The sequence below is a fragment of the Neisseria mucosa genome (genome assembly GCA_003028315.1).
GTDB lineage: Bacteria > Pseudomonadota > Gammaproteobacteria > Burkholderiales > Neisseriaceae > Neisseria > Neisseria mucosa.
On the sequence record CP028150.1, the window covers coordinates 859,008 to 880,001 of the forward strand.

Here is a 20,994-nt window from a genome sequence, read left to right on the forward strand (position 1 = left end):
ACCATGTCTATACTGAATACTATGAAACGTCGTCTGAAAAATGGCGGTAGCGGTAAAACACAGACTGCAAAGGCGGCGCAAGCCGATTCTTTATTGCGTCTGCTGGTAGCGTTTATCCTGATTGTGGTTCTGTTTGCCGCATTGGTGGCTCGGTTTGTTTATTTGCAGGTGTTCCGGCATGACGATTTTTCCGGACAGGCATCCAGCAACCGCATCACATTAATTCCGACCCCGCCTGTCCGCGGCGAAATCGTAGATGTCAACGGCGTACCGCTGGCAAAAAACTATCCCGTGTTCTCTCTGGAAGTCATCCCCAGCCGCATTGAGGGCAAGATGGAGGATGTCATCGAAGCCCTGCGGAAGTATGTCGATATTACGCCTACTGATTTGAAGCGTTTCCACAAATACCGCGAAAGCTACCGCAAATTTGAAAACATCCCGCTCAAGCTGCGCCTGACAGATGAAGAAGCGGCGAAATTGTCCGTGCATCTTAATGAATTTAAAGGTGTAGAAGTCAATTCGCGCACTTTCCGCGAGTATCCTTATGGCAAGCTGACTTCACACTTTTTAGGTTACATCGGCCGCATCAGCGACAAAGATCAGGAAATTTTGGAAGAAGAGGGCTTGACTGCACTCTATCGCGGCAGCACGCACATCGGCAAATCGGGGCTGGAAAAATATTACGAACCGCAGCTTCATGGCGCGCCCGGCTATCAAGAAGTGGAAAAAGACGCTTACGGCAATATTGTTCGCGTCTTGAAAAACGTGCCGTCGCGCATGGGGCAAACTTTGCGCTTGGGCATGGACATCCGCATGCAACAAGAGGCGGACAAAATATTGGGAGACAGGCGCGGGGCGATTGTTGCCATCAATCCGCAAGACGGTACGGTATTGGCTTTCGTTTCCAAACCATCTTTCGATCCCAACCTCTTTATCGACGGCATCGACAGCGAAACTTGGAAAGCCTTGAATGACGACTGGAAAAAGCCGTTGGTCAACCGCGTAACGCAAGGTCTGTATCCGCCGGGCTCGACGTTTAAGCCATTTATGGGCATGGCTTTGCTGGAAAGCGGCAAAATTACCCAAACAACGGTCGTTCCCGCGCCCGGTGCATGGAGCATTCCCGGCAGCCGTCACGTTTTCCGAGATTCCGTACGCAGCGGACACGGCTCGGCGAATTTGAGCAAGGCGATACAGGTGTCGTCCGATACCTTTTTCTACCGCTTGGGCTACGAAATGGGCATAGACAAAGCGTCGCCGTATTTAGCGCAATTCGGGTTCGGTAAAAAAACCGGCATCGACCTGCCCAGCGAATATACGGGCGTTTTGCCCAGCCGCGAATGGAAGGCGAAACGCTTTGCCAAATCGTCCGATCCTACCGCCAAAGAATGGCGTGCAGGCGAGATGGTCTCGGTCAGCATCGGGCAGGGTTACAACGCCTACACCCCGCTGCAAATGGCACATGCCACCGCTTCGCTCGCCAATAACGGCGTGGTTTATCAACCGCATTTGGTGAAAGAATTGTTGGATTTCGACAAACGCAAAATCACGCGTATCAATCCCAATCCCGAATACAAAATCCCGTTCAAACAAGACAACTTCGAATACGTCAAACAGGCAATGGAGAAAGTCTTGAAACCGGGCGGTACGGCACACCGCATCGGCGGCGGTTTGGCTTACAGCATGGGCGGCAAAACGGGCACGGCGCAGGTTGTGCAAATCAAGCAGGGCGGTCGTTACAACGCCGCAGCCTTGCGCGAGCAACACCGCGACCATGCGTGGTTTATTTCGTTCGCTCCCTTGGAAAAACCTGAAATCGCCATTGCCGTGATTCTGGAAAACGGCGGCTGGGGTGCCTACGCCGCACCGCTTGCCCGCAGCCTGACCGATTTTTATATGCTCAACGTCAAGCCGCAGCAGTTTTCAGACGACCCCGACGCAGGCGGAATGCCCGAACCGCAACAACACCGCACACAACCCCAACCGCCGACCATATTCCAAAAAGCCTACGGTCTGAAACAGGAGGAAGCAAATCATGAATGAAACGGTCGGAATGTGGGCAAAAATCAAGCGCACCGTATCTGCTCCGATAGACCCGTGGCTGTTTTTCCCCATGCTCGCCATCTACATCATGAGCCTGTTTTTGCTCTATTCAGCGGACGGGCAGGATTTCGGCCAGCTTGAACACAAAACCCTGCATACGGTTTTCGGCTTCGCCCTGCTGTGGTTTGTCGCCTCGTTCAAGCCGCGTGATGCCGCAAAGGTTGCGCTGCCGATGTACCTGATTGGCGTGTTGCTGCTTGTCGCCGTCGAAGTCGCAGGCGTGACCGTCAATGGCTCTACACGCTGGTTGGAACTGGGGTTCACGCGCATCCAGCCGTCCGAAATCATGAAAATCGTCCTGCCCATGACCGTCGCTTGGTACTTCCAACGGCACGAAGGTCGTCTGAAATGGTTTCACTACATCATCGCCATGCTTTTAATCCTCATCCCCGTTGCGCTGATTTTGAAACAGCCCGACTTGGGTACGGCAGTTTTGATTATGGCATCGGGTATTTTCATCGTCTTTTTCGCAGGCCTGCCGTGGAAAGTCATCTTTGCCGCCATCATTGCCTTTGTTGCCGCATTGCCGCTTTTGTGGAACTACGGGATGCACGACTATCAGAAAACCCGCGTTCTGACGCTGTTTGACCCGACGCAGGACCCTTTGGGCGCAGGCTACCACATCATCCAGGCCATGATTGCCATCGGTTCGGGCGGCGTTTGGGGAAAAGGCTGGCTCAACGGCACACAAACGCATTTGGATTACATTCCCGAGTCCACGACCGACTTCATTTTTGCCGTGTATGGCGAAGAATTCGGTTTGATCGGCAACATCTTGCTGCTGCTGGTTTATTTCGTTATTCTGACGCGCGGACTGCTGATTGCCGCCAAAGCCCAATCGCTTTACAGCCGCACGCTCGCCGGCGCATTAACCATGACTTTTTTCTGCTACGCCTTTGTGAACATGGGCATGGTGAGCGGCATTTTGCCCGTTGTCGGCGTCCCTCTGCCGTTGGTCAGCTACGGCGGTACTGCAACGCTTTCCATCATGACCGTACTTGCGCTACTAATGGGTATTTCCAGCGAACATAAAACCAAACGCCACTACGAATTCAACGATAAAGCGGACGTAAACGTCTCTACAAAAAACAAATAAGGGAATGAAAAATGGAATTAGGTGTAGAAATCGGCAAACTTTTGGTTGCCTTCCTTGTATTGATTAACCCGTTCAGCGCGCTTTCGATTTACCTCGATTTGACACAGGATCACAGCACCAAAGAAAAGCGCCGCATCGCCCGCACCGCCGCACTCGCCGTCTTCATCGTCATTACCGTCTTCACCTTAACGGGCGGGATGTTGTTGAAAATCTTAGGCATCAGCGTCGGCTCTTTCCAAGTCGGCGGCGGTATTTTGGTCTTGCTCATCGCTATTTCCATGATGAACGGCAACGACAACCCCGCCAAACAAAATATCGGCGGAGACAAAGAAGAAGGCGTCGTACAACATATCCAGAAAAACGCCAAAGCCATCGCCGTCGTTCCCGTCGCCATCCCCATCACCATCGGTCCCGGCGGTATCTCCACCGTCATCATCTACGCCTCAGCCGCCAAAAATTACAGCGATATTGCTTTGATTCTCGCCGCAGGCTTCCTTGTCAGCCTGATTTGCTACGCCATCCTCGTTGTCGCCGGACGAATCAGCAAAAAACTGGGCACGACAGGGCTGACCATCCTCAACCGCATCATGGGCATGATGCTTGCCGCCGTCTCCGTAGAAATCATCGTTGCCGGATTGAAATCCATTTTCCCACAATTGGCAGGCTAGTTCGTCGGATTGTGCAGAAGGCAAACTTTACTGCCTATCCCCCCATTCTTCCTAAAGGGAAAGGTCGTCTGAAAATAGGTTTTGTGTTTTCAGACGACGTGTCCTGTAATATTCTTCAGTTGTCCTGACTTTGGATATATTGTCGAAATAATGCCTCATCAAAAATCTGAAATATTATGAAAAAACGCGATTTGATTTATGTCGTTTTGCCTGCCTTTACGCTTGCTGCCTGTACGTCAACCAGCATACTGCATCCCGAGAGGCAGCCGCATTCATCATCTTCACTTTTAGAAACGACAGAAGCTACGAATACCCTGATTATTTTTTATGACCCCGAAACCGGTTCGGAAAGGCTTATGAACGCAGTCCGCGAATATGGGGCAAAGATTGTTTATGAATATAGAAACTTCAATGGCATCGCAATCAAACTGCCGAATGGCACGGATATGGAAAAAGCCGCCTCCCACTTCCGTACGATCAAAGGCGTTTTGTCAGCCGAAGCGGACAGAAGGATGCAGCTTCATTCCGAACATAACGGATTGAGATAAAACGAGGTATTCTGTTTCTACTTCGCCATATTGACAACAAAGAAGGTCGTCTGAAACTTGAACTGGCCCCCAAATCTTGGACACTCATAAAAGCCTATTCAGGCGCTCTGTGCAAGCTGGGTTCTGTATGCGACAGGACTCAGCTTTTTCAATTTCAAACTGCAACGCTCCCGGTTGTAGTAATCCATATAGTCATCTATCTGCTTCATCAATTCATCTACCGTCAATTCACCTGCGTTATAGAAACACTCCGTCTTCAACACCGCAAAGAAGCTCTCCATCGGCGCATTGTCCCAACAGTTCGCCTTACGCGACATGCTTTGAACCATGGAATGCTCCGCAAGCAATTCCCTATACCCCGCCGTACGGTACAGCACACCTTGGTCGGAATGCAGCATTGTTCCCTTATCAGTCAGACGGGGTGCGGCTTTTTCGAGCATTTCCTTCACCATTTCGCTGTCGGCTCTGCGGCTCATGGCGTAGGCGACGATCTCGCGGTTGAACAAGTCCAAGATTGGCGAGAGGTACAATTTGCCGTCTTTTCCTTTGAGTTCGGTAACGTCGGTCAGCCATTTTTCGTTGGGCTTTCGGGCTTTGAACCGGCGTTTGAGGAGGTTTTCCGATATTTCGCCCATAGCGGGATGGCGGTAGGCTTTTTTCGCCCGTATGAGGGCTTTCAGTTCCAACTGCTTCATCAACCGCGCCGCTTTTTTGCGGTTCCAACCCAATGCTGCGGCAATGCGCCTTTGTCCGTAGCGTCCTTTATGCCGCTGGTAGGTTTCGATAAGGAGGGCTTTGTCGGCTTCATCGGGGTCAGGCCGGTCTTGGTGATGGTAGTAAAAGCTGCTTTTGGGCAGGTTTGCGATGTGCAGCAGGTATTTGAGCGGGTGTTGCGCCCTCAGTGTTTGGACGGTTTGGCTTTGTCCTTTTCGGTCTGTTTTTGGCTGAGGGCTTTTAACTCCTTTAGGTAGGCGACCTCTGCGCGCATATAGCACAACTCTTCAATAAGCTCTGCCTGCGTTTTTTCTTGGTCGGGTTTATCTGCGATGAAGGGGTTTTTGCGGTGTTGGGGCATGGTTTTGGATTGGGGATGTTCGAGTGCGCCGATACCGCCTTCTTGATAGGCGCGTATCCATCGTCTCAGGTGGGTTCGTGAGATGCCGTAGTGGTCAGCGGTACGCTGTTGGCTGCGTATGTGCAGGTAGTGGAGTACGGCTTGGTATTTGAAGTGTAATGTATATTTGCTCATAAAAAAACTGCACCTTGTGAGTTGGAGGGGATGTCCAACTTTTGGGGGGCAGTTCAGTTTTTCAGACGACCTTTATTAAAGTTGGGTTTTCAACTTGACTTACGTTTGATACCTAAATAATCAAAACTCTGAAGTCTGCAGCACACTGCCTCCATCGTCTCGTTTGAGTAGCCGCCAGACCGCATCGGTTTTCCAAATTGCGGTCGTACCATTTTGTAGGGGCTGAAGGTATTCACCATCATCAGGAAAGATTTCTCCCTTTTCGAAATGCCGTTCTATTGCATTCTCCAGATTGTCGGGTATCCACATCCCGGCATAAGGTGCTTCCAAAGGACGTTCTCGGTAAACAGGCATCAGTTCCTGCTTCGTCCCTTTAGGATCAAAAATCCCGTTTTCAAAATTGGCATTATCCCAACGATGCAGCCAGTAATAGCCTTGGGAAGCCGAGTAGCGGTTTTTGCCGTTGCCGAAAGCAGTATGCAGCGAATCATTCAGCTTTTGCGTCAGTATCGGCCGCATCAGGTTGTTCACTACCAGGTAATTAATAGGCAACGGTTTGGTTTTATCTCCCAAGTCGGGAAACTTCCCTGCTTTGAATACCATGGTGCCGTTATAGGTCTTCAGTGTAATATCACGATAATGGTTCAAAACGTTTTGGATTTCCGTGCTGTTCAGTTTATCTTGGAACGCTTTGCCGACAAGGGTATACCAACTGACGGACTTAATGCCCTCGTACCAGAGAGAGTCGTGATGTCCTCCTGAATCGGGTGTTACCCCCCAATAGCGTTTGGTCACGGAATATTCGTAAAACTGATATTTGTGGTAGGCGTAGGGCAGGACGATGCTCAGTCCGGCATAACCGTGGAAAATATCAAAGTGCTTGCACAGATATTCTATCCAGCTTTCATACTCGCGACGTTTTTCCGAGGAGGACAAAAAAGACAGCGGAAAGGTGATCCTGAGATAGGACAGGTCATTAACTCCGCCTAAGGGGTGAGCGGATAGGGTTTTGATTTCATATTCCGCCGCCCTGTTGGAAGGACCGGAGTTCAGCACGCCATGCAAGCTTTCCCCCTGTTCGGCATTTTGAATCATTTTATCGATTTTTTTTTGAAATGCGTTCGGATTGATACGGGCAAAACGGCGCATCCCGTCCCAAAAGTGTGTTTTCAAATATCCGTGGTACTGCGAATAAAAGCGTTCGAAAACTTCCAGCGTCTTGCGTTGTCCCGCTACCGAACCGCCGCCCGTATAGTAGATCAATATGGTCAGTCCCAGACGGGCATTGATATTGTAATCTTCGTCATACATCAGGATTTCATCGGCTTCCCGTTGCAGGGATTCATAAAGTTTTTTTGTCATGTTCTTTCTTTCACAGGGTTGCTGTTGTTTACTCTTTCGGCAGATTACCATGTCGGGCATCGAATTCGCGCACTTTTTCTTCCCAGCCTTTCAGATGCGAAGTATCGGTGTTTTTCTCGCAAGCCTGCCACGGGACATAGTGGGTAATTTTGTATTCATTGGGTTCGTATGTCGAACCTTTGGGTTTATTTACAAGATATTTGTAAGCATAACAGTTACTACGCTGTTCAAAACGTTCGTCTGCCGCCCAAAGGTCGGCTGAAGCCCCTAAGGCAGGTGCAAATACTGCCAAACGGAGGGCGAACATGATTGAGCCTGCCAAGGCAGCAGGGGCGGAGAAATACGCCAATGCGATTGCTGCTACCGATAAAACAATGAATGTAACAATTTCTTCCTTATTTTCTTTAACGAATTTCACTGCAATCATTAAGGCATTATCTGTCGACATAACTACGTCTGCTTCTTGAATATAAGGCAAATAATCTCTTGGAATATCCTCATACTCTTCTAAATAATCTACTGCTTGTTGTAGTTCTTGATTACTATATTCTACGATCTTCCCGTCATCACCTACCCAGCGTATACCATTTTCTGTACTCTCAAATTTTCCGAATCCTTCCAACCAAGGAGAGTTTTGGAGAATTTGCGCGGCAGTTTCGGGATGATATACCGTTTCCATGCTTTTTCTATCGATGAGTTTTTCAGACAGGATATTGATGGGGCGACCTTCAGGAGCAGCCACCCATGGCTCGAGCCGGATTTTAGGCAACAGGTCTTCTTTCTTGAAACCGAAGGCTGGGACGAATTCCGGTGAAAATTCGTACACCCCTTCGGTGTTGCCCTCATCGTTGTCCTGATAGATCTCCAGTAAGGCAAATCGCTTGATGGTGGCGATTTTTATATAGGCTTGCTCCTGCTTGTCATCAAGCTCATCATCGCCATACTTCATCTCTACCAGCCGTTTTAAGTTGTCTTCATACTGCTCCCCGTAAGCTAAGGCCTTCCTTCCAGGCCAACGGATATGGTAGTCCTTGACGATAATCAGATCTGGACGTTTACGTTCCGCACCTGGCAACACAGGTTCGGAGCATTTCCAGCGGGTATGACGTCGATTTTTCCCTTGAGTTGTCTTGTCTAGCAAGCCAATTTTTCTACCTATTTTATCTATGAAACTTTGTGTCTCTTTATCTTCTCTTTTTTTTGCTTTCCGATCATCAATTAAATGCGGGACAGGAACAATATCGCTTCTCCCCTCAGGTACACTGAAAGTTACTTCTGGCTTATACGGCCAATAATATCCGGTCATTCGCTCGGTAAGGTTTACCACACGGTCGAATCCGTTTTGTTTTCTACCTTTTACGCTGCAAGATCCACTGAAAGCATCTAAATTTTTAGTCGATTTGCCATTGTAAAACCTTAAAACAAATTCCCATACTATATACAAATATCCCAAGTCTCCAAGTTCTATATCGGCGTATTCTTTATGCACTTTTAGCCGAGTAATCATTGCCATAAATTATTCCTCATCAAAAATTTCAAAATGTAATTTAATCGTTCCCCCTCCGGCAATATGCAACAGATGCGGTTCTTTTTTCGTTTTTTTCTCCTGCTCGAATACAACTTTCTGCGGTGATGACGTATTAACAATCATCGTTTCACCTTTACTGTTTGTTATTCCTTCAATCTGACTACCATCTTCCAGTGTCAAAGTATATGGACGGTTTCTTACGACTTTCTGAGTTTTTCTGTCTCTCAAAATATAACGACCCGAATAGATTTGTTTGAAATCGGGTAATTTCACAGGTACATTCGATGGAATGGTTACCACCATCGGCGCCCTCACCCGCACCACCTTCGGACTCCCGATCTCAACTTCCCCATTCGCCAGTTTGATATACGCCCCTTTGCAGGTAATCAGGACCTCTTCCTTCGCCGCTATGGTGATTTTCCCCGCACTGCTGGTTAACGTTGCGTCTTTCAGCGCATTCAGCTGCAATTCGTCATTCTGTGCCTGCACTTCCACTTTGCCCTGGTTCGCCTGCATCTTGATGCCGCTGCTTTGGGCAAACAGGTTAACGCTCTCTGCCGCATGGGCGGTCAGGCTTTGGCCGGCAGTAATGTCGGTATGGTTGCCGCTGACCAGGTGGATGTTTTCATTGGCGGTGTGCAGTTGGCTTTGCTCTGTTGCGGTAGCGATGCCGGCCGGGGCGGTTTGGATCAAACCGGCCTCTTTCAGGTCTTTGAGTGCGTCTTTCAGACGACCCCTTTGGGTTTCTTCATCGGTGTTGTGGTTGTTGGCCGTTTGGGCGGCTTTGTTCAGGCTTTTGGCCAGGGAGAGTGCCTGTTCGAGTTGGGCGACGGCATCGTCCATATCCAGCACTTTGCCGTTGGCATCCTGGTTTTGTGCGCTGACGAGTATGCCTTTACCCGCCCGTACGGCGCCCCAGCCGTCGGTTCTGAGTTCGAAGCCTTCGCCGTTCTCTCCGCGTTTGTTGCGGTTTGAGTCGACGATGTGGCCGAGGTTGAGTTGGGATTTCTGATAGTCGGTGGCGAGTTTGATGTGTTCCTGACCTTTTTGGTCTTCCATCCTGAGTTTGTTGTTCGCCCAGGTGCGGATGACGTTCCTTGTGTTCCAATCGGCAGGGATATGGTCGGGATGTGCACTGTCGTGCATGACGCCGGAGATATACGGACGGTCGGGGTTGCCTTGGACGAAGGACAGCATGACTTCGGTGCCTTCGTGTAAGGGGAAGTGGATACCGTATTCGGGACCGGCATAGGGTTTGGCCAGTCGGACGGGACGGCTTTCTCCGCCGGGACTCCATTCGTCCAAATCAAACGGGAGTTTGACGCGGTAACGTCCCATATCGTCGATATAGGCATAGGTACAGTTCTCCGCCGCAGTCACCCGTGCCGGCAAGGTACCGTCAATATGCGGACGCGGGGTGGTGCGTTCGGGACGGAAGGCGAGTTGGGCGGGTATGGCGGTAAAGGTGTGGGTATAGGCGGTATCGCGGCTGCCACTGTGTTCCATGGAAAGTACCAGCCAGCCGTCGGGTGCTTCGGGGAAGGCGGTATCGGTTTGGAACACCTTCATCGGTGTCATGGAGACGACGTTGCCGCTGCCAGCTGCGACGGTTTGACGGCAGAGGTTGGCTTCGTTCAACAGGGTCGTCTGAACTTGGGCTTCGCCGGTTGTTTTAGGATGAAGGCCCCAATGCTGCTGTTTGCCCAATAAGACGGTATTGTCGGCAGATTCTTCGGATTGTTTGTTGTCGGTTTCAGCAAAGAGGTCGGTATCGGCACTGCGGTAGTTGTAGTCGGCCGTGCGTATGCCTTCGACGATGGGGTTGTGGCGGATGCTTAAGTTGAACAGCGCTTCGGTACCGACGCTTTCCAGTCCGGCATGGGGGCGGTAGGAAACGGGCAGACTTTGGTCGCGGAAGTAGTGTTCGGGACTGTCGCCGAAGACGACCACGTCGCCATGTTGTTCATGCTGTTCGAAGGCATACCAGATGCCTTCTTCTTCACACAGACGGTTGATAAAGGCGAAGTCGCTTTCGAGATACTGGGTGACATACTCGCGTACACTGTAGCTGCGGCTTTTTTGGAAACGGTAGTCGACACCGGAGAAGCCGTGGTGTTTGAAGACGGCGGCAACGATGTCGGGGACGGTTTGGTGTTGAAACAGTCGGGAAGATTGGAAATGCTTTAGAGCCGCGAAACGCGGCTCTAAAACAAAGCGGTAAACGGTTTCATCCTTGGATACCGACAACTTCTCGCATGCGGTAATAATGCCCTGCCATTGTTTCGCTGGGGGGGGCGTCCGAACCGGCTGAAAAAGCGGCGGCGACTTCGGACAATACGGCCTCCTGCGGACGGATTTCAAATGCTGCGCGCTGGTTGAGGTAGGAAGACAGCGGCAATGAGAAATCGGTGGAGGTGGCGGTGATTTCGACGCGGTAGGCGGTGTTGGCGGCTTCGGAGGCGGTGAAGGATTTGACGGAGAGTGATGGGGAGAATCGGGCGAAGGTGAGATGGTAGGATTGGCGGGCGGTCATGACGAGACAATTTCAGAATGACAATGAATTTGATATGTTAACTTGGATTATGCCGATGGTAAAGCGAATGGGATGAGTGGAAAAAAGGCCGTCTGAACGGTGTGAACTGGCCCCCAAATCTTGGACACTCATAAAAGCCTTTTCAGGCGCTCTGTGCAAGCTGGATTCTGTATGCGACAGGACTCAGCTTTTTCAATTTCAAACTGCAACGCTCCCGGTTGTATAGTCAATTAAAAACAAAATAGTACAATACTCAACTTTGAAGGTCTAACCATGGCATACTCTGCGGACTTAAGAAACAAAGCTTTAAACTATTACGAACAATGCAAGAACATCAGCCAAACCGCAGCAACGTTTAACTTGTCAAGAAACACGCTTTGAGACTTTTGCAAAATTCCCCAAAATCCCCTAAATTCCCACCAAGACATTTAGGGGATTTTCCATTAGGGGATTTTCCATGAGCACCTTCTTCCAGCAAACCGCACAAGCCATGATTGCCAAACACATCGACCGCTTCCCACTATTGAAGTTGGATCAGGTGATTGATTGGCAACCGATCGAACAATACCTGAATCGTCAAAGAACCCGTTACCTTAGAGACCACCGCGGCCGTCCCGCCTATCCCCTGTTGTCCATGTTCAAAGCCGTCCTGCTCGGACAATGGCACAGCCTCTCCGATCCCGAACTCGAACACAGCCTCATCACCCGCATCGATTTCAACCTGTTTTGCCGTTTTGACGAACTGAGCATCCCCGATTACAGCACCTTATGCCGCTACCGCAACTGGCTGGCGCAAGACGACACCCTGTCCGAATTGCTGGAACTGATTAACCGACAACTGGCCGAAAAAAACCTAAAAGTAGAGAAAGCATCCGCCGCCGTCATTGACGCCACCATTATTCAGACCGCCGGCAGCAAACAGCGTCAGGCCATAGAAGTCGATGAAGAAGGACAAGTCAGCGGCCAAACCACACCGAGTAAGGACAAAGATGCCCGTTGGACAAAGAAAAACGGCCTCTACAAACTCGGTTACAAACAACATACCCGTACCGATGAGGAAGGCTATATCGAGAAACTGCACATCACCCCCGCCAATGTCCATGAGTGCAACCATCTGTCCCCTTTGTTGGAAGGCATTGCCGAAGGCACGACCGTCTATGCCGATAAAGGCTACGACAGTAAGGAAAACCGGCAACATCTGAAAGAGCATCAGTTGTTAGACGGCATTATGCGCAAAGCCCACCGCAACCGTCCGCTGACGGAAGCGCAAACCAAACGCAACCGATATTTGTCAAAGACCCGTTATGTGGTCGAACAAAGCTTTGGTACGCTGCACCGTAAATTCCGCTACGCCCGGGCAGCCTATTTTGGTCTGCTCAAAGTGAGTGCGCAAAGCCATCTAAAGGCGATGTGTTTGAACCTGTTGAAAGCGGCTAACAGGCTAAGTGTGCCTGTTGCCGCCTAAAAGGCGGCCCGGATGCCTGATTATCGGGTATTCGGGGAGGATTAAGGGGGCATTTGGGTAAAATCAGGAGTAATTAGGAGCGGAAATAGACGAAAACCTGTGTTTGGGTTTCGGCTGTCGAAGGAAGGGCTTTTTTGCAAAGGTCTCGCTTTACCTGTGGATTCGCCTTAAAAAACAAACAGGCAGCCTAAAACATCAAGTCACCGGTCTAAATGCCGTCAAATTGGATAGGCAAAAACTGGCTCAATATGTTGAGCAACACCCGGATGCCTATCTGCATGAAATCGCCAAACATTTTGATTGTACGCCAGCCGCCGTTTGCTATGCACTCAAACAGATGGGGATGACGCGCAAAAAAAGACCACCACTTACAAAGAACAAGACCCGGCCAAAGTAACGCATTATTTGACACAGCTGGCCGAATTTTCCGACTACCAACGTGTTTATTTGGATGAAACAGGATTTGACCGCTACCTGTTCCGTCCCTATGCCCGCAGCCTGAGAGGGCAAATAGTGAAAGCGCAGATAAGTGGAAAAAGATACCGACGCTTATCTCTGGTGTCCGCACAAGTCGGCAACCGGCTGATTGCTCCGATGGTTTATCAAAATACGATGACCGGGGTCTTTTTTGAAGCGTGGTTTCAGCAATGCCTACTGCCCGCATTGACTCAAAAATCGGTGATTATTTTAGATAATGCGCGATTTCACCGTATGGGTGTCTTACGGGAAATGGCGGAAAAATGGGGACATAAGGTATTGCCTCTTGCACCTTATTCACCTGAGCTCAACCCGATTGAGAAGGTGTGGGCGAATATTAAGCGGTATCTGCGAACCGTATTGTCTGATTACGCCCGATTTGACGATGCGCTACTGTCCTATTTTGATTTTAATTGACTATATATTTGGTCATAAAAAACTGCACCTTGTGAGTTGTAGGGGATGTGTCCAACTTTTGGGGTGCAGTTCAGATTTCAGACGACCTTCTTGTATCGTGCCTGCATTTTATGTGCAGCAAAATGAAACGCGCTATATTTTGCCGGCTTATCCAATTATCAGGTTTTCGGCAGGGTAACGCCGGTTTGTCCCATGTATTTGCCGTTGCGGTCTTTGTAGGAAGTTTCGCAGATTTCGTCGCTCTCGAAGAAGAGGACTTGCGCCACGCCTTCGCCGGCGTAGATTTTGGCGGGCAGGGGGGTGGTGTTGGAAAATTCGAGGGTAACGTAGCCTTCCCATTCCGGCTCGAACGGGGTGACGTTGACGATGATGCCGCAGCGGGCGTAGGTGGATTTGCCCAAGCAGACGGTCAGGACGTTGCGCGGGATGCGGAAGTATTCGACCGTACGCGCCAGCGCGAAGGAATTAGGGGGGATGATGCAGCAGTCGTCTTCGACGGTGACGAAGTTTTTCGGGTCGAAGTTTTTGGGATCGACGATGGTGCTGTTGATGTTGGTGAAAATTTTAAATTCGTTGGCGCAGCGGATGTCGTAGCCGTAGCTGGACGTGCCGTAGGAGATGATGCGCTGTCCGTTGGCTTCTTTGATTTGGTTCGGCTCGAAGGGGTCGATCATGCCGAACTCTTCGCTCATGCGGCGTATCCATTTGTCGGACTTGATGCTCATAATGTTTTCCTTGTTTCTTGCGGTTTTCAGACGGCGTCTGCGGAGAGGTCGTCTGAAAATGCGGGACGGGGTTATTTGGTTTTGGGCAGTTTCACTTCTTTAATCATGCCGTTTTCGCATTTCATGATGAAGACGGTTTCGCCGTTTTGCGAGGCGGTGAATTTGCCGTGTGCCAGGCCTTTTTTGAACGTGCCTGACAGTACCATGTTGCGGAACTTGGTGCTGTTGGAATTGAACGGTTCGATGAAGGTTTCGCGGTTGGCGGAGACGGTGTAAACGCCTTGTCCGTCGAATTTGCCGTTTTTAAACGCGCCGGTGTAGCTGCGCCCGTCTTGGCAGCGCCATGTGCCTTTGCCGGCGGGTTTGCCGTCTTTGCCGACATCGCCGTCGTAGGTGCAGCCCGGTTCCTGATAGGAAGTCAGGACGGCGGCCGAAGCGGGGAGGGCAAGCATAATGGCGAGCGGCAGGAATGCGAAGTGTTTAAACATAAAGGTTGTCCATCGGAGGTAGGTTTCAGACGACCTTTTATCGTGTAAAGGTCGTCTGAAAAATTAGTCTTGCCAGCCGCCCAAATAGGAAACCAGCTCTTCCAACATGGTGCTGACGGATTCCGCCATCAGGATTTGCGAGGCGAAGGCAAGGCTGGCGGCATCGTCGCCGTTGCTTTCGGCTTCTTCCTGCAATACGTCGAGGTATTGAATGCGCTTGAGTGTGAAGTCTTGCGTGAGGATGAAGGCGATTTGTTCGCGCCACACCAAGCCGAGCTGGGTCACGGTTTTGCCGTTTTTGACGTGTTGGACCACTTCATCGGCGGTCAAATCTTGTTTGGACACTTTGACGACGGGAACAACATCGCCCACGCCTTTGAGTTCGCAATCGCTGTCCAATTCAAAACCGCCTTCGCAATGCCCTTGCAACAGCCACTCGGTCATCAGGGAAGAGGGCGATTGCTTGGTATTCGGCAGCGAGGCTTCCAAACCGCCCAAAGCTTCACGCAGCTTGGTCAGGATGTTTTCCGCTTTGGCGGAAGCCGCGTTGTTGACGAGCAGATAGCCGTGGCGGGTGTTGAACACCGCTTCAGTACGGCTGCTGCGGGTAAACGCGCGGGGCAGCAGGTCGTCTGTAATTTGCTCTTTAAGCTCTTGTTTTTCCTTGCGGCCGACATTGCGGGCTTCATTGTTTTGGATTTCCGCCACCTTCTCTTCCAAAATATCGCGGATGACGCCGGCTGGCAGGACTTTTTCTTCTTTTTTCAGGGCGACGCGCAAAGTAAAGTCGGCAGGGAAAACGAGTTCGGGAGAGAACGAAACCGGTGCGGCAAAGCCCTCGCTGGACCAGTCCAAACCTTGGCAGCGGGTAAATTCAGCCTCTGCAAGTTTGTCGGCAAGTACGTCCGCTTCGGGCAGCTTTTCTTTGTTGAGCGGATAAAAACTGATCTGCTTGAACCACATGGTTTGTTTTCCTTTTCATTAAAAGCGGCATTATACAGGCAAAGCGGATACAAAGATAAGGCACAGAAGGGTCGTCTGAAATGAGTTTGACCATAAAAAACGCCCAACCCGTTGACAGCGTTTTAACGCTTATGTATAGTTCGCAACTCGGTTACGCGCCCATCGTCTAGAGGCCTAGGACACTGCCCTTTCACGGCGGCAACCGGGGTTCGAATCCCCGTGGGCGTGCCAGATTTTCAATAAACCCTTACTTAGAAATAGTGAGGGTTTATTTTTTTCCTTAAAATTAACAATTTGATTTCAGTATTATTTTGTTAATTTATCTTTACAATTTGTTCTGAGTAGTTCGTTTTCTGTTTGTTTTTGGCTATGATTGCATTGGATTTGCATCAGTAATTGCATTAGACGGTTAAATAAAATTCCGCCAAATCGCGCTTATACTGCACATGCTTCCTTCAACTGTAGAAAATCGTCGCGTTGTTTACACAACAGGTTGAGAAAAATAAGCCTGCAAGACCTCAAACGGCGTATCGCCGTTCAAACTTCGGTGCGGCTTCACAGTGTTATAAAAATTAACAAAGCGGCACAACTCCTTTTGCCGATGTTCCGGACTCTCAAACGACTGTTTCTCATGCCACATCTCCATCAGGGTACGGATAACCCGCTCCGCCTTACCGTTGGTCTGCGGACGGGCAACCCGGGTAAACTTTTGACCAATCCCGTTCTCGTAACAGGCTACACCGAAAGCATGGTTGGCCGAGCCTTTGTATTCCGTACCGTTGTCGGAGTAAACGCACTCAATCAGGTATGGGCAGGGATCAATCAGGTGTTCGGTCAGAAACTTGGCGGCGCTGTCTGCGGTTTTGTCCGGCAAAATGGCGGTGTATAGCTCCCTTGAGAAATCGTCGATGGCGACAAACAGGTAATCCCGCTTATCGGTGGCTTTCTGCCCTTTGAGCAGCGGCAGCCGTTTGGTGTCGAGATGCACCAGCTCTCCGGGGTAGGATTTATAGTGGATTAACTTTAAACCAGGACGGCGTTACCTCGCCTTGCCGTACTATCCGTACTGTCTGCGGCTTCGTCGCCTTGTCCTGATTTAAATTTAATCCACTATATTGTAGCGTTTGGCCTGCTTTTTGAGTTTTTCCTGAATGCTGCGTTCTACCTTGGCCAGGCGTTTCATTCCGTACTTTGCCTGTTTGAAACGGTTGTTGGTACTGGTTTGCGGTTTGAGCAGCTTGCCCCTTGCGGCTTTAAGGGCGCGGTAAATGGTGACGCGGCTGACTTGGTAGCGGCGTGCCAGAGAGGTGACGCTTTCCTTTTCCTGCGTGTAGGCCAGCCAAATGGCTTGTCGGTGGTGCGGGGTGAGGCGGGTGTTTTTGTGCATGTTCATGTTTCAGTATTCTCCTGGAAATACTGTAAACAACGCTACTGGTTTCTACATGCAGGCCGTCTGAAAAGAGATATGGTCGGATATCGGTATTGCTGTATGGCAAAAGGCCGTCTGAAAGTGTATTTTCAGACGGCCTTTGTATCGCTTTGTCAGCTGCCCGGCCGGATATTCATAGTTCGGTTTTTTTTGGGGGGGCGATGATATTGGAAAGTGGATTTGCCATATCGGGGAAAAGATAATACGATGCCCGGGTTTGGACTCTAACTAATTAGTTTATTGGTTTTAATATGTATTGGATGATACCTGAAATTCCCGACACTCTGGTCCAACCTGCAAAAAGGACATGGGGCAGGACGGCGGTATGGATAATTGCCTTGGCAATATGTTGTTGTATTTCATTGATATGGATTTTTTGGCTGAAAGGGGGTGTGTGGTATTCGCTGCTTTTCCCCGGGATTTGGCTGGCAGCTTTTATATACCGGTTTATTGTATCGATACATAAAGGCACAGCAGAAGAAGCATGGGAGTTGGAGAAAAAGAAAATACATAACAAATGGATTGAGTGGGCCGCAAAAAAAGTAGCTTTAACGGATGTATATGTCGGCTTGCCGGAGGGTATTTCCCTGCGGAATGTGGTTTGCCAGGAAAAGGATGCTTACCGATTTGATTGTGTTTCTTTTAATCGAAAGGACGATATATCAGACACTGTAGCTTTTGCCGATGATGAAGTGGAAAAAAATATTTCGGAAAAACTCTTCGCTTTAAGGGATTATTCCGAAAAAATAACGGTTCATCTGCATGCATCGGATGAATATGTATATGAATATTGGCAGAATAAACTGGCAGAAATGGCGGAAGATGTCGGTATGGGAAAATCGGGTTGGTCAGTACTTCCTTTACAGAAACCGGAGGAGTTGATAGACGAGTGGTTTGATAAGAACGAATCCGAAGGTATTCATGCTGTTTTATCGGTTTGGCTGAATCGGGATGTGGACGAAGCGGAGTTTACCGAAACTGTGACGTGGCTGGTTTTTTCCCCGCCTCATTTGGCAAGAAGGACAAAACTGCCGGTTCGGGCGTGGCTGCAACGGCCAGTCTCGTTTGATGAGGGTAAACGATCTCAGGCATTAAAACACTATACAAATTACGGATTAAACGGGGATGCGGTTGATGCTATATGGTTTCTGGCTTCCCGGGAAGATACGCAAAAGTATATAGACGATATTCAGAATGCGGGAGGAAGACTGCATAGCGAAAGAGACAAATTTTTGTTGCATACGCCCGGTTTGTACATGGGTGCTATGGCATCCGGCAATTCATTGTTCTTGTTAGGTTTGGCCGCTGAAAATACGGCGCAGAAGCATCAGTTGTTTGGTTGGGAAACCGATAGCGGTTTTTACTTGGGCAGGTTGAGTCAAGCCGTAGGGTTAAATTAGCTAGAAATGTTTTTCAGCTTGGTTCTGATGAAAATAGATGATATTGGAGAAAATGATGAAAGGGATTATTAGATTAGGAGATGCCACCACGCATGGCGGTATGGTTATTCAAGCATCTTCCGAAATGGTTGTCGAAGGCAAACCGGCAGCTTTGGTCGGCGATTTGGTCAGCTGTCCGATTCCGGGACATGGAACGAATCCGATTATTGAAGGTAGCCAGTATATGTTGTTCGGAGGCAGGTCGGTTGCAGTTGATGGCTGTAAAACCGCCTGCGGGTGTTCTTTAATTAGCAGTATGCCAAGTGTTGGAAGCGATTAGGTAAAAAACCAAGAGGGGAAAATATCCCTCTCTTGGTTTTCTCTAAATGGTTAAATATTAAGCTTGATAGGCTTATTTTTTTTCTTTAGGCATTTGGGAAACTAAAGATAAGTTGACATCCAAGCCTTCGATTTGGAAGTGAGGACGGGCAAACAGACGAACTTTGAAGAAGCCGGGGTTGTCTTCGATATCTTCAACCAAGACTTTGGCCTCACGCAGAGGATGCGTTGCCTGCAACTCGTCGCTTGGGTCTGTCATTTCAGTAACTAATGTATTGATCCAAGTGTTCAATTCCAGTTCAAGCATGCGACGGTCTTTGGTTGTACCGATGTTTTCGCGTTGGATCAGCTTGAGATAGTGAGCCAGACGGGAAAGCAGGAAAACGTAAGGCAAACGGGCATTGATGCGGCTGTTTGCCGTTGCTTCTTTGGTTTCGTAGAGCGCAGGTTTTTGTGCTGAGTTGGCCGAGAAGAAGCAGGCGTAATCGCGGTTTTTATAGAAAGACAGCGGTACGAAGCCCAAATTGGCAAATTCAAATTCGCGGGTTTCGGGAATCAGGACTTCGGTAGGGATTTTCACTTGATTGCCGGTACCTAAATCATACATATGGATAGGCAAGTCTTCGATCAGACCGCCGGCTTGAGGTCCGCGGATTTGAACGCACCAGCCGTTGTTGATGAAGCTGCGAACCATGTTGGCAGCGAAGGCAAAGGATGCGTTTGCCCATAAGTAACGATCGTGTTCGGTACCCTTAACTTGTTCTTCGTAATTGAAGCTGCGTACAGGAACTGTATCGCTACCGTAAGGCAGACGGGCAAGGAAGCGTGGCAGGGTCAGGCCGATATAGCGCGCATCATCGGTTTCGCGGAAGCTTTTCCATTTGATGTATTCGGCACGGTCCATATAGTTCGCCAAATCCTGAATGCCGGCGACTTCTTCCATACTTTCCTTACCGAAGAAAGATGGGCCGACAGAGCCGATGAATGGCATGTGTGCAGAAGCGGAGACGCGTGAAATATTGCGCAGCAAAGCCATGTCTTGCGGGCTGCGGTCAAATTCATAGTTGGAGATGACTGCGCCGATAGGTTCGCCGCCCGGGGTGTCGTATTCATTGCTATAGGCGTGGCGATACAGTCCGCTTTGGACGATTTCAGGCGCATCTTCAAAGTCTTGAATCAAGTCTTCTTTGGACACGTCGAGAATTTCGATTTTAACGTTGTGACGGAAGTCTGTACGGTCAACCAAGAATTTCAAGCCGCGCCATGCAGATTCGATTTTTTGGAATTCTTCGTTATGGAGGATTTCATCTAATTGGCGGCTGAGCTGTTCGTCAATGCGTGCGATGTGGTAGTCCAACAGGCTTTTGTCGAGGCGTTCTACTTTTTGAGATGAGTCTTGAATCATCTTTAAAAATACGCTGACCGCTGCTGCGATACGTTCATCCGCAGAGGCTTCGGACATTTTTTCGGCGCTTTGGAACTGTTCGATGTCGATGACGGAGTCGACAGCGTTTAAGTTGATTTTTTGGCACAGCGCTTCATAAACACTGCCTGTGTTTTCTTGTTCTATAACGGTTGTTTGGGCTTCTTGGCGTTTTTGCATATTTTAAATCCTTACGGGTGTTTTCAGACGACCTTGTGTTTTATTTGTTAACAGGTGCAATTTTTTCGAGGCGGTCGCGCAGTTCGGCAGACAGATTTTCGTCACGCAAGATGGTTTCCAGTTCACGACGGAATGCCGAATCGTCCAACAGGTTGGATTTCAAGTCACGGAGCAGGTTGCGCATAGCCAATAAAGCGCGCAGCTCGGGAACATTTTGTGCAATTTGTTCCGGGTGGAAATCCCGCATAGATTTGAAATTCAAATTGATATTCATCTCGCCGCCGGCCGGGGAGAGGGTGTTTTTCACAGTCAGGTTGGCTTTGGGGTTGAAGTCAGATAATACGGAGTCAAAGTTGTTTTTGTTGATATTGACTTTTTCTTTTTCGGCAAGGTCGCGTTTGTCTTGACCATTGCTGTAATCACCGGTGACTAAAAGCTTGAGCGGAAGCTCGACTTTTTTCTGTGCGCCTCCGGTATGGAGGTCTAGTTTGATATTGATACGTGAAGGTGGAACTTCGTTTTGGAAACTTTTGCTCACGGCTAATCCTATTCTCTGTTATGTGTTGAAGGGGGGATCTTTTGTTCAAGATGAAATATAAATACTAAATTTGGATATATTTCT

The 20,994-nt window shown here is 49.3% G+C and carries 18 protein-coding genes, 1 tRNA gene and 5 pseudogenes; 11 read left to right on the forward strand and 13 right to left on the reverse strand.

Annotation, left to right across the window (positions count from 1 at the left end; genetic code table 11):
- Nucleotides 1-3: 3 nt before the first annotated feature.
- The 4 genes from mrdA (at nt 4) to NM96_04230 (ending at nt 4,415) form a co-directional block, all read left to right on the forward strand.
- Nucleotides 4-2,043: a penicillin-binding protein 2 gene (mrdA, locus tag NM96_04215; protein AVR78656.1), complete on the forward strand. Its 2,040-nt coding sequence runs from the start codon at nt 4-6 to the stop codon at nt 2,041-2,043.
- Complete coding sequence (locus NM96_04220) at nt 2,036-3,199, forward strand: rod shape-determining protein RodA (protein AVR78657.1); 1,164 nt, start codon at nt 2,036-2,038, stop codon at nt 3,197-3,199. Before mrdA ends, NM96_04220 begins: the two co-directional genes overlap by 8 nt.
- 11 nt (nt 3,200-3,210) lie before the next feature.
- A complete protein-coding gene (locus tag NM96_04225) occupies nt 3,211-3,867 on the forward strand; it encodes a MarC family protein (protein AVR78658.1) in 657 nt (218 codons plus the stop codon).
- A 176-nt stretch (nt 3,868-4,043) separates the two neighbouring features.
- Nucleotides 4,044-4,415, forward strand: coding sequence for a hypothetical protein (locus NM96_04230; GenBank protein AVR78659.1), 372 nt, complete (start codon nt 4,044-4,046; stop codon nt 4,413-4,415).
- Nucleotides 4,416-4,513: 98 nt separating this feature from the next.
- On the opposite strand, the gene NM96_04235 is transcribed toward NM96_04230, so the two are convergent.
- The 5 genes and pseudogenes from NM96_04235 to NM96_04255 form a co-directional block, all read right to left on the reverse strand.
- Complete coding sequence (locus NM96_04235; GenBank protein AVR78660.1) at nt 4,514-5,143, reverse strand: hypothetical protein; 630 nt, start codon at nt 5,141-5,143, stop codon at nt 4,514-4,516.
- Between the two features lie 170 nt (nt 5,144-5,313).
- Nucleotides 5,314-5,697 (reverse strand): annotated as a pseudogene (locus NM96_04240) (transposase).
- 87 nt (nt 5,698-5,784) lie between these two features.
- Nucleotides 5,785-7,086 carry a DUF3396 domain-containing protein gene (locus NM96_04245; protein ID AVR78661.1) on the reverse strand — a complete coding sequence of 434 codons (1,302 nt, stop codon included), beginning with the start codon at nt 7,084-7,086 and terminating at the stop codon, nt 5,785-5,787.
- Nucleotides 7,055-8,539 carry a hypothetical protein gene (locus NM96_04250; GenBank protein ID AVR78662.1) on the reverse strand — a complete coding sequence of 495 codons (1,485 nt, stop codon included), beginning with the start codon at nt 8,537-8,539 and terminating at the stop codon, nt 7,055-7,057. The genes NM96_04245 and NM96_04250 overlap by 32 nt, the downstream gene beginning before the upstream one ends.
- Before the next feature lie 3 nt (nt 8,540-8,542).
- On the reverse strand, nt 8,543-10,915 hold the full coding sequence (locus NM96_04255) for a type VI secretion system tip protein VgrG (protein AVR78663.1): 2,373 nt from the start codon (nt 10,913-10,915) through the stop codon (nt 8,543-8,545).
- 445 nt (nt 10,916-11,360) lie between these two features.
- On the opposite strand from NM96_04255, the pseudogene NM96_04260 reads away from it, so the two are divergent.
- A pseudogene (locus NM96_04260) lies at nt 11,361-11,465 on the forward strand (IS630 family transposase).
- Nucleotides 11,466-11,544: 79 nt separating this feature from the next.
- On the forward strand, nt 11,545-12,552 hold the full coding sequence (locus NM96_04265; protein ID AVR78664.1) for an IS5/IS1182 family transposase: 1,008 nt from the start codon (nt 11,545-11,547) through the stop codon (nt 12,550-12,552).
- Here NM96_04265 and NM96_04270 read toward each other — a convergent pair.
- Nucleotides 12,521-12,670: pseudogene (locus tag NM96_04270) on the reverse strand (IS110 family transposase). The gene NM96_04265 and the pseudogene NM96_04270 overlap by 32 nt on opposite strands.
- Between NM96_04270 and NM96_04275 the strand changes: the two are divergent.
- Both NM96_04275 and NM96_04280 read left to right on the forward strand, forming a co-directional pair.
- Complete coding sequence (locus NM96_04275; GenBank protein AVR80265.1) at nt 12,638-12,949, forward strand: hypothetical protein; 312 nt, start codon at nt 12,638-12,640, stop codon at nt 12,947-12,949. The pseudogene NM96_04270 and the gene NM96_04275 sit on opposite strands and share 33 nt — an antisense overlap.
- Entirely contained in the window at nt 12,853-13,446 is a 594-nt protein-coding gene (locus NM96_04280; GenBank protein ID AVR78665.1) for a hypothetical protein, read from the forward strand. The genes NM96_04275 and NM96_04280 overlap by 97 nt, the downstream gene beginning before the upstream one ends.
- Here NM96_04280 and NM96_04285 read toward each other — a convergent pair.
- From NM96_04285 to NM96_04300, 4 genes and pseudogenes are all read right to left on the reverse strand, one after another.
- Nucleotides 13,442-13,542 (reverse strand): annotated as a pseudogene (locus tag NM96_04285) (transposase). The gene NM96_04280 and the pseudogene NM96_04285 overlap by 5 nt on opposite strands.
- Nucleotides 13,543-13,604: 62 nt before the next feature.
- Nucleotides 13,605-14,171 carry a dCTP deaminase gene (locus tag NM96_04290; protein ID AVR78666.1) on the reverse strand — a complete coding sequence of 189 codons (567 nt, stop codon included), beginning with the start codon at nt 14,169-14,171 and terminating at the stop codon, nt 13,605-13,607.
- A 71-nt stretch (nt 14,172-14,242) separates the two neighbouring features.
- A complete protein-coding gene (locus NM96_04295; GenBank protein ID AVR78667.1) occupies nt 14,243-14,659 on the reverse strand; it encodes a hypothetical protein in 417 nt (138 codons plus the stop codon).
- 63 nt (nt 14,660-14,722) lie between these two features.
- Entirely contained in the window at nt 14,723-15,622 is a 900-nt protein-coding gene (locus NM96_04300; protein AVR78668.1) for a recombination-associated protein RdgC, read from the reverse strand.
- A gap of 155 nt (nt 15,623-15,777) precedes the next feature.
- Here NM96_04300 and NM96_04305 point away from each other — a divergent pair.
- Nucleotides 15,778-15,853: transfer RNA gene (locus NM96_04305), tRNA-Glu, on the forward strand.
- Nucleotides 15,854-16,103: 250 nt separating this feature from the next.
- On the opposite strand, the pseudogene NM96_04310 reads toward NM96_04305, so the two are convergent.
- Nucleotides 16,104-17,015 (reverse strand): annotated as a pseudogene (locus NM96_04310) (IS481 family transposase).
- Between the two features lie 374 nt (nt 17,016-17,389).
- Here NM96_04310 and NM96_04315 point away from each other — a divergent pair.
- Both NM96_04315 and NM96_04320 read left to right on the forward strand, forming a co-directional pair.
- Nucleotides 17,390-18,451, forward strand: coding sequence for a hypothetical protein (locus NM96_04315; protein AVR78669.1), 1,062 nt, complete (start codon nt 17,390-17,392; stop codon nt 18,449-18,451).
- A gap of 52 nt (nt 18,452-18,503) precedes the next feature.
- The gene (locus tag NM96_04320) at nt 18,504-18,770 is read left to right on the forward strand and encodes a PAAR domain-containing protein (protein ID AVR80266.1); all 267 of its coding nucleotides are present in this window, start codon (nt 18,504-18,506) and stop codon (nt 18,768-18,770) included.
- A 72-nt stretch (nt 18,771-18,842) separates the two neighbouring features.
- Here NM96_04320 and tssC read toward each other — a convergent pair whose 3' ends face one another.
- Together tssC and tssB are read right to left on the reverse strand one after the other, a co-directional pair.
- Nucleotides 18,843-20,372, reverse strand: coding sequence for a type VI secretion system contractile sheath large subunit (gene tssC, locus NM96_04325; protein AVR78670.1), 1,530 nt, complete (start codon nt 20,370-20,372; stop codon nt 18,843-18,845).
- Nucleotides 20,373-20,412: 40 nt separating this feature from the next.
- Nucleotides 20,413-20,910 (reverse strand): type VI secretion system contractile sheath small subunit, encoded by a 498-nt coding sequence (tssB, locus tag NM96_04330; protein AVR78671.1) that lies wholly within the window; start codon nt 20,908-20,910, stop codon nt 20,413-20,415.
- Nucleotides 20,911-20,994: the final 84 nt, after the last annotated feature.

Excerpts from the sequence above, each read along its gene's own strand:
- mrdA (AVR78656.1), top strand. The coding sequence starts at position 4 with ATGTCTATACTGAATACTATGAAACGTCGTCTGAAAAATGGCGGTAGC.
- NM96_04220 (AVR78657.1), top strand. The coding sequence starts at position 2,036 with ATGAATGAAACGGTCGGAATGTGGGCAAAAATCAAGCGCACCGTATCT.
- NM96_04225 (AVR78658.1), top strand. The coding sequence starts at position 3,211 with ATGGAATTAGGTGTAGAAATCGGCAAACTTTTGGTTGCCTTCCTTGTA.
- NM96_04230 (AVR78659.1), top strand. The coding sequence starts at position 4,044 with ATGAAAAAACGCGATTTGATTTATGTCGTTTTGCCTGCCTTTACGCTT.
- NM96_04245 (AVR78661.1), bottom strand. The coding sequence starts at position 7,086 with ATGCCCGACATGGTAATCTGCCGAAAGAGTAAACAACAGCAACCCTGT.
- NM96_04250 (AVR78662.1), bottom strand. The coding sequence starts at position 8,539 with ATGGCAATGATTACTCGGCTAAAAGTGCATAAAGAATACGCCGATATA.
- NM96_04265 (AVR78664.1), top strand. The coding sequence starts at position 11,545 with ATGAGCACCTTCTTCCAGCAAACCGCACAAGCCATGATTGCCAAACAC.
- NM96_04290 (AVR78666.1), bottom strand. The coding sequence starts at position 14,171 with ATGAGCATCAAGTCCGACAAATGGATACGCCGCATGAGCGAAGAGTTC.
- NM96_04295 (AVR78667.1), bottom strand. The coding sequence starts at position 14,659 with ATGTTTAAACACTTCGCATTCCTGCCGCTCGCCATTATGCTTGCCCTC.
- NM96_04300 (AVR78668.1), bottom strand. The coding sequence starts at position 15,622 with ATGTGGTTCAAGCAGATCAGTTTTTATCCGCTCAACAAAGAAAAGCTG.
- NM96_04320 (AVR80266.1), top strand. The coding sequence starts at position 18,504 with ATGATGAAAGGGATTATTAGATTAGGAGATGCCACCACGCATGGCGGT.
- tssC (AVR78670.1), bottom strand. The coding sequence starts at position 20,372 with ATGCAAAAACGCCAAGAAGCCCAAACAACCGTTATAGAACAAGAAAAC.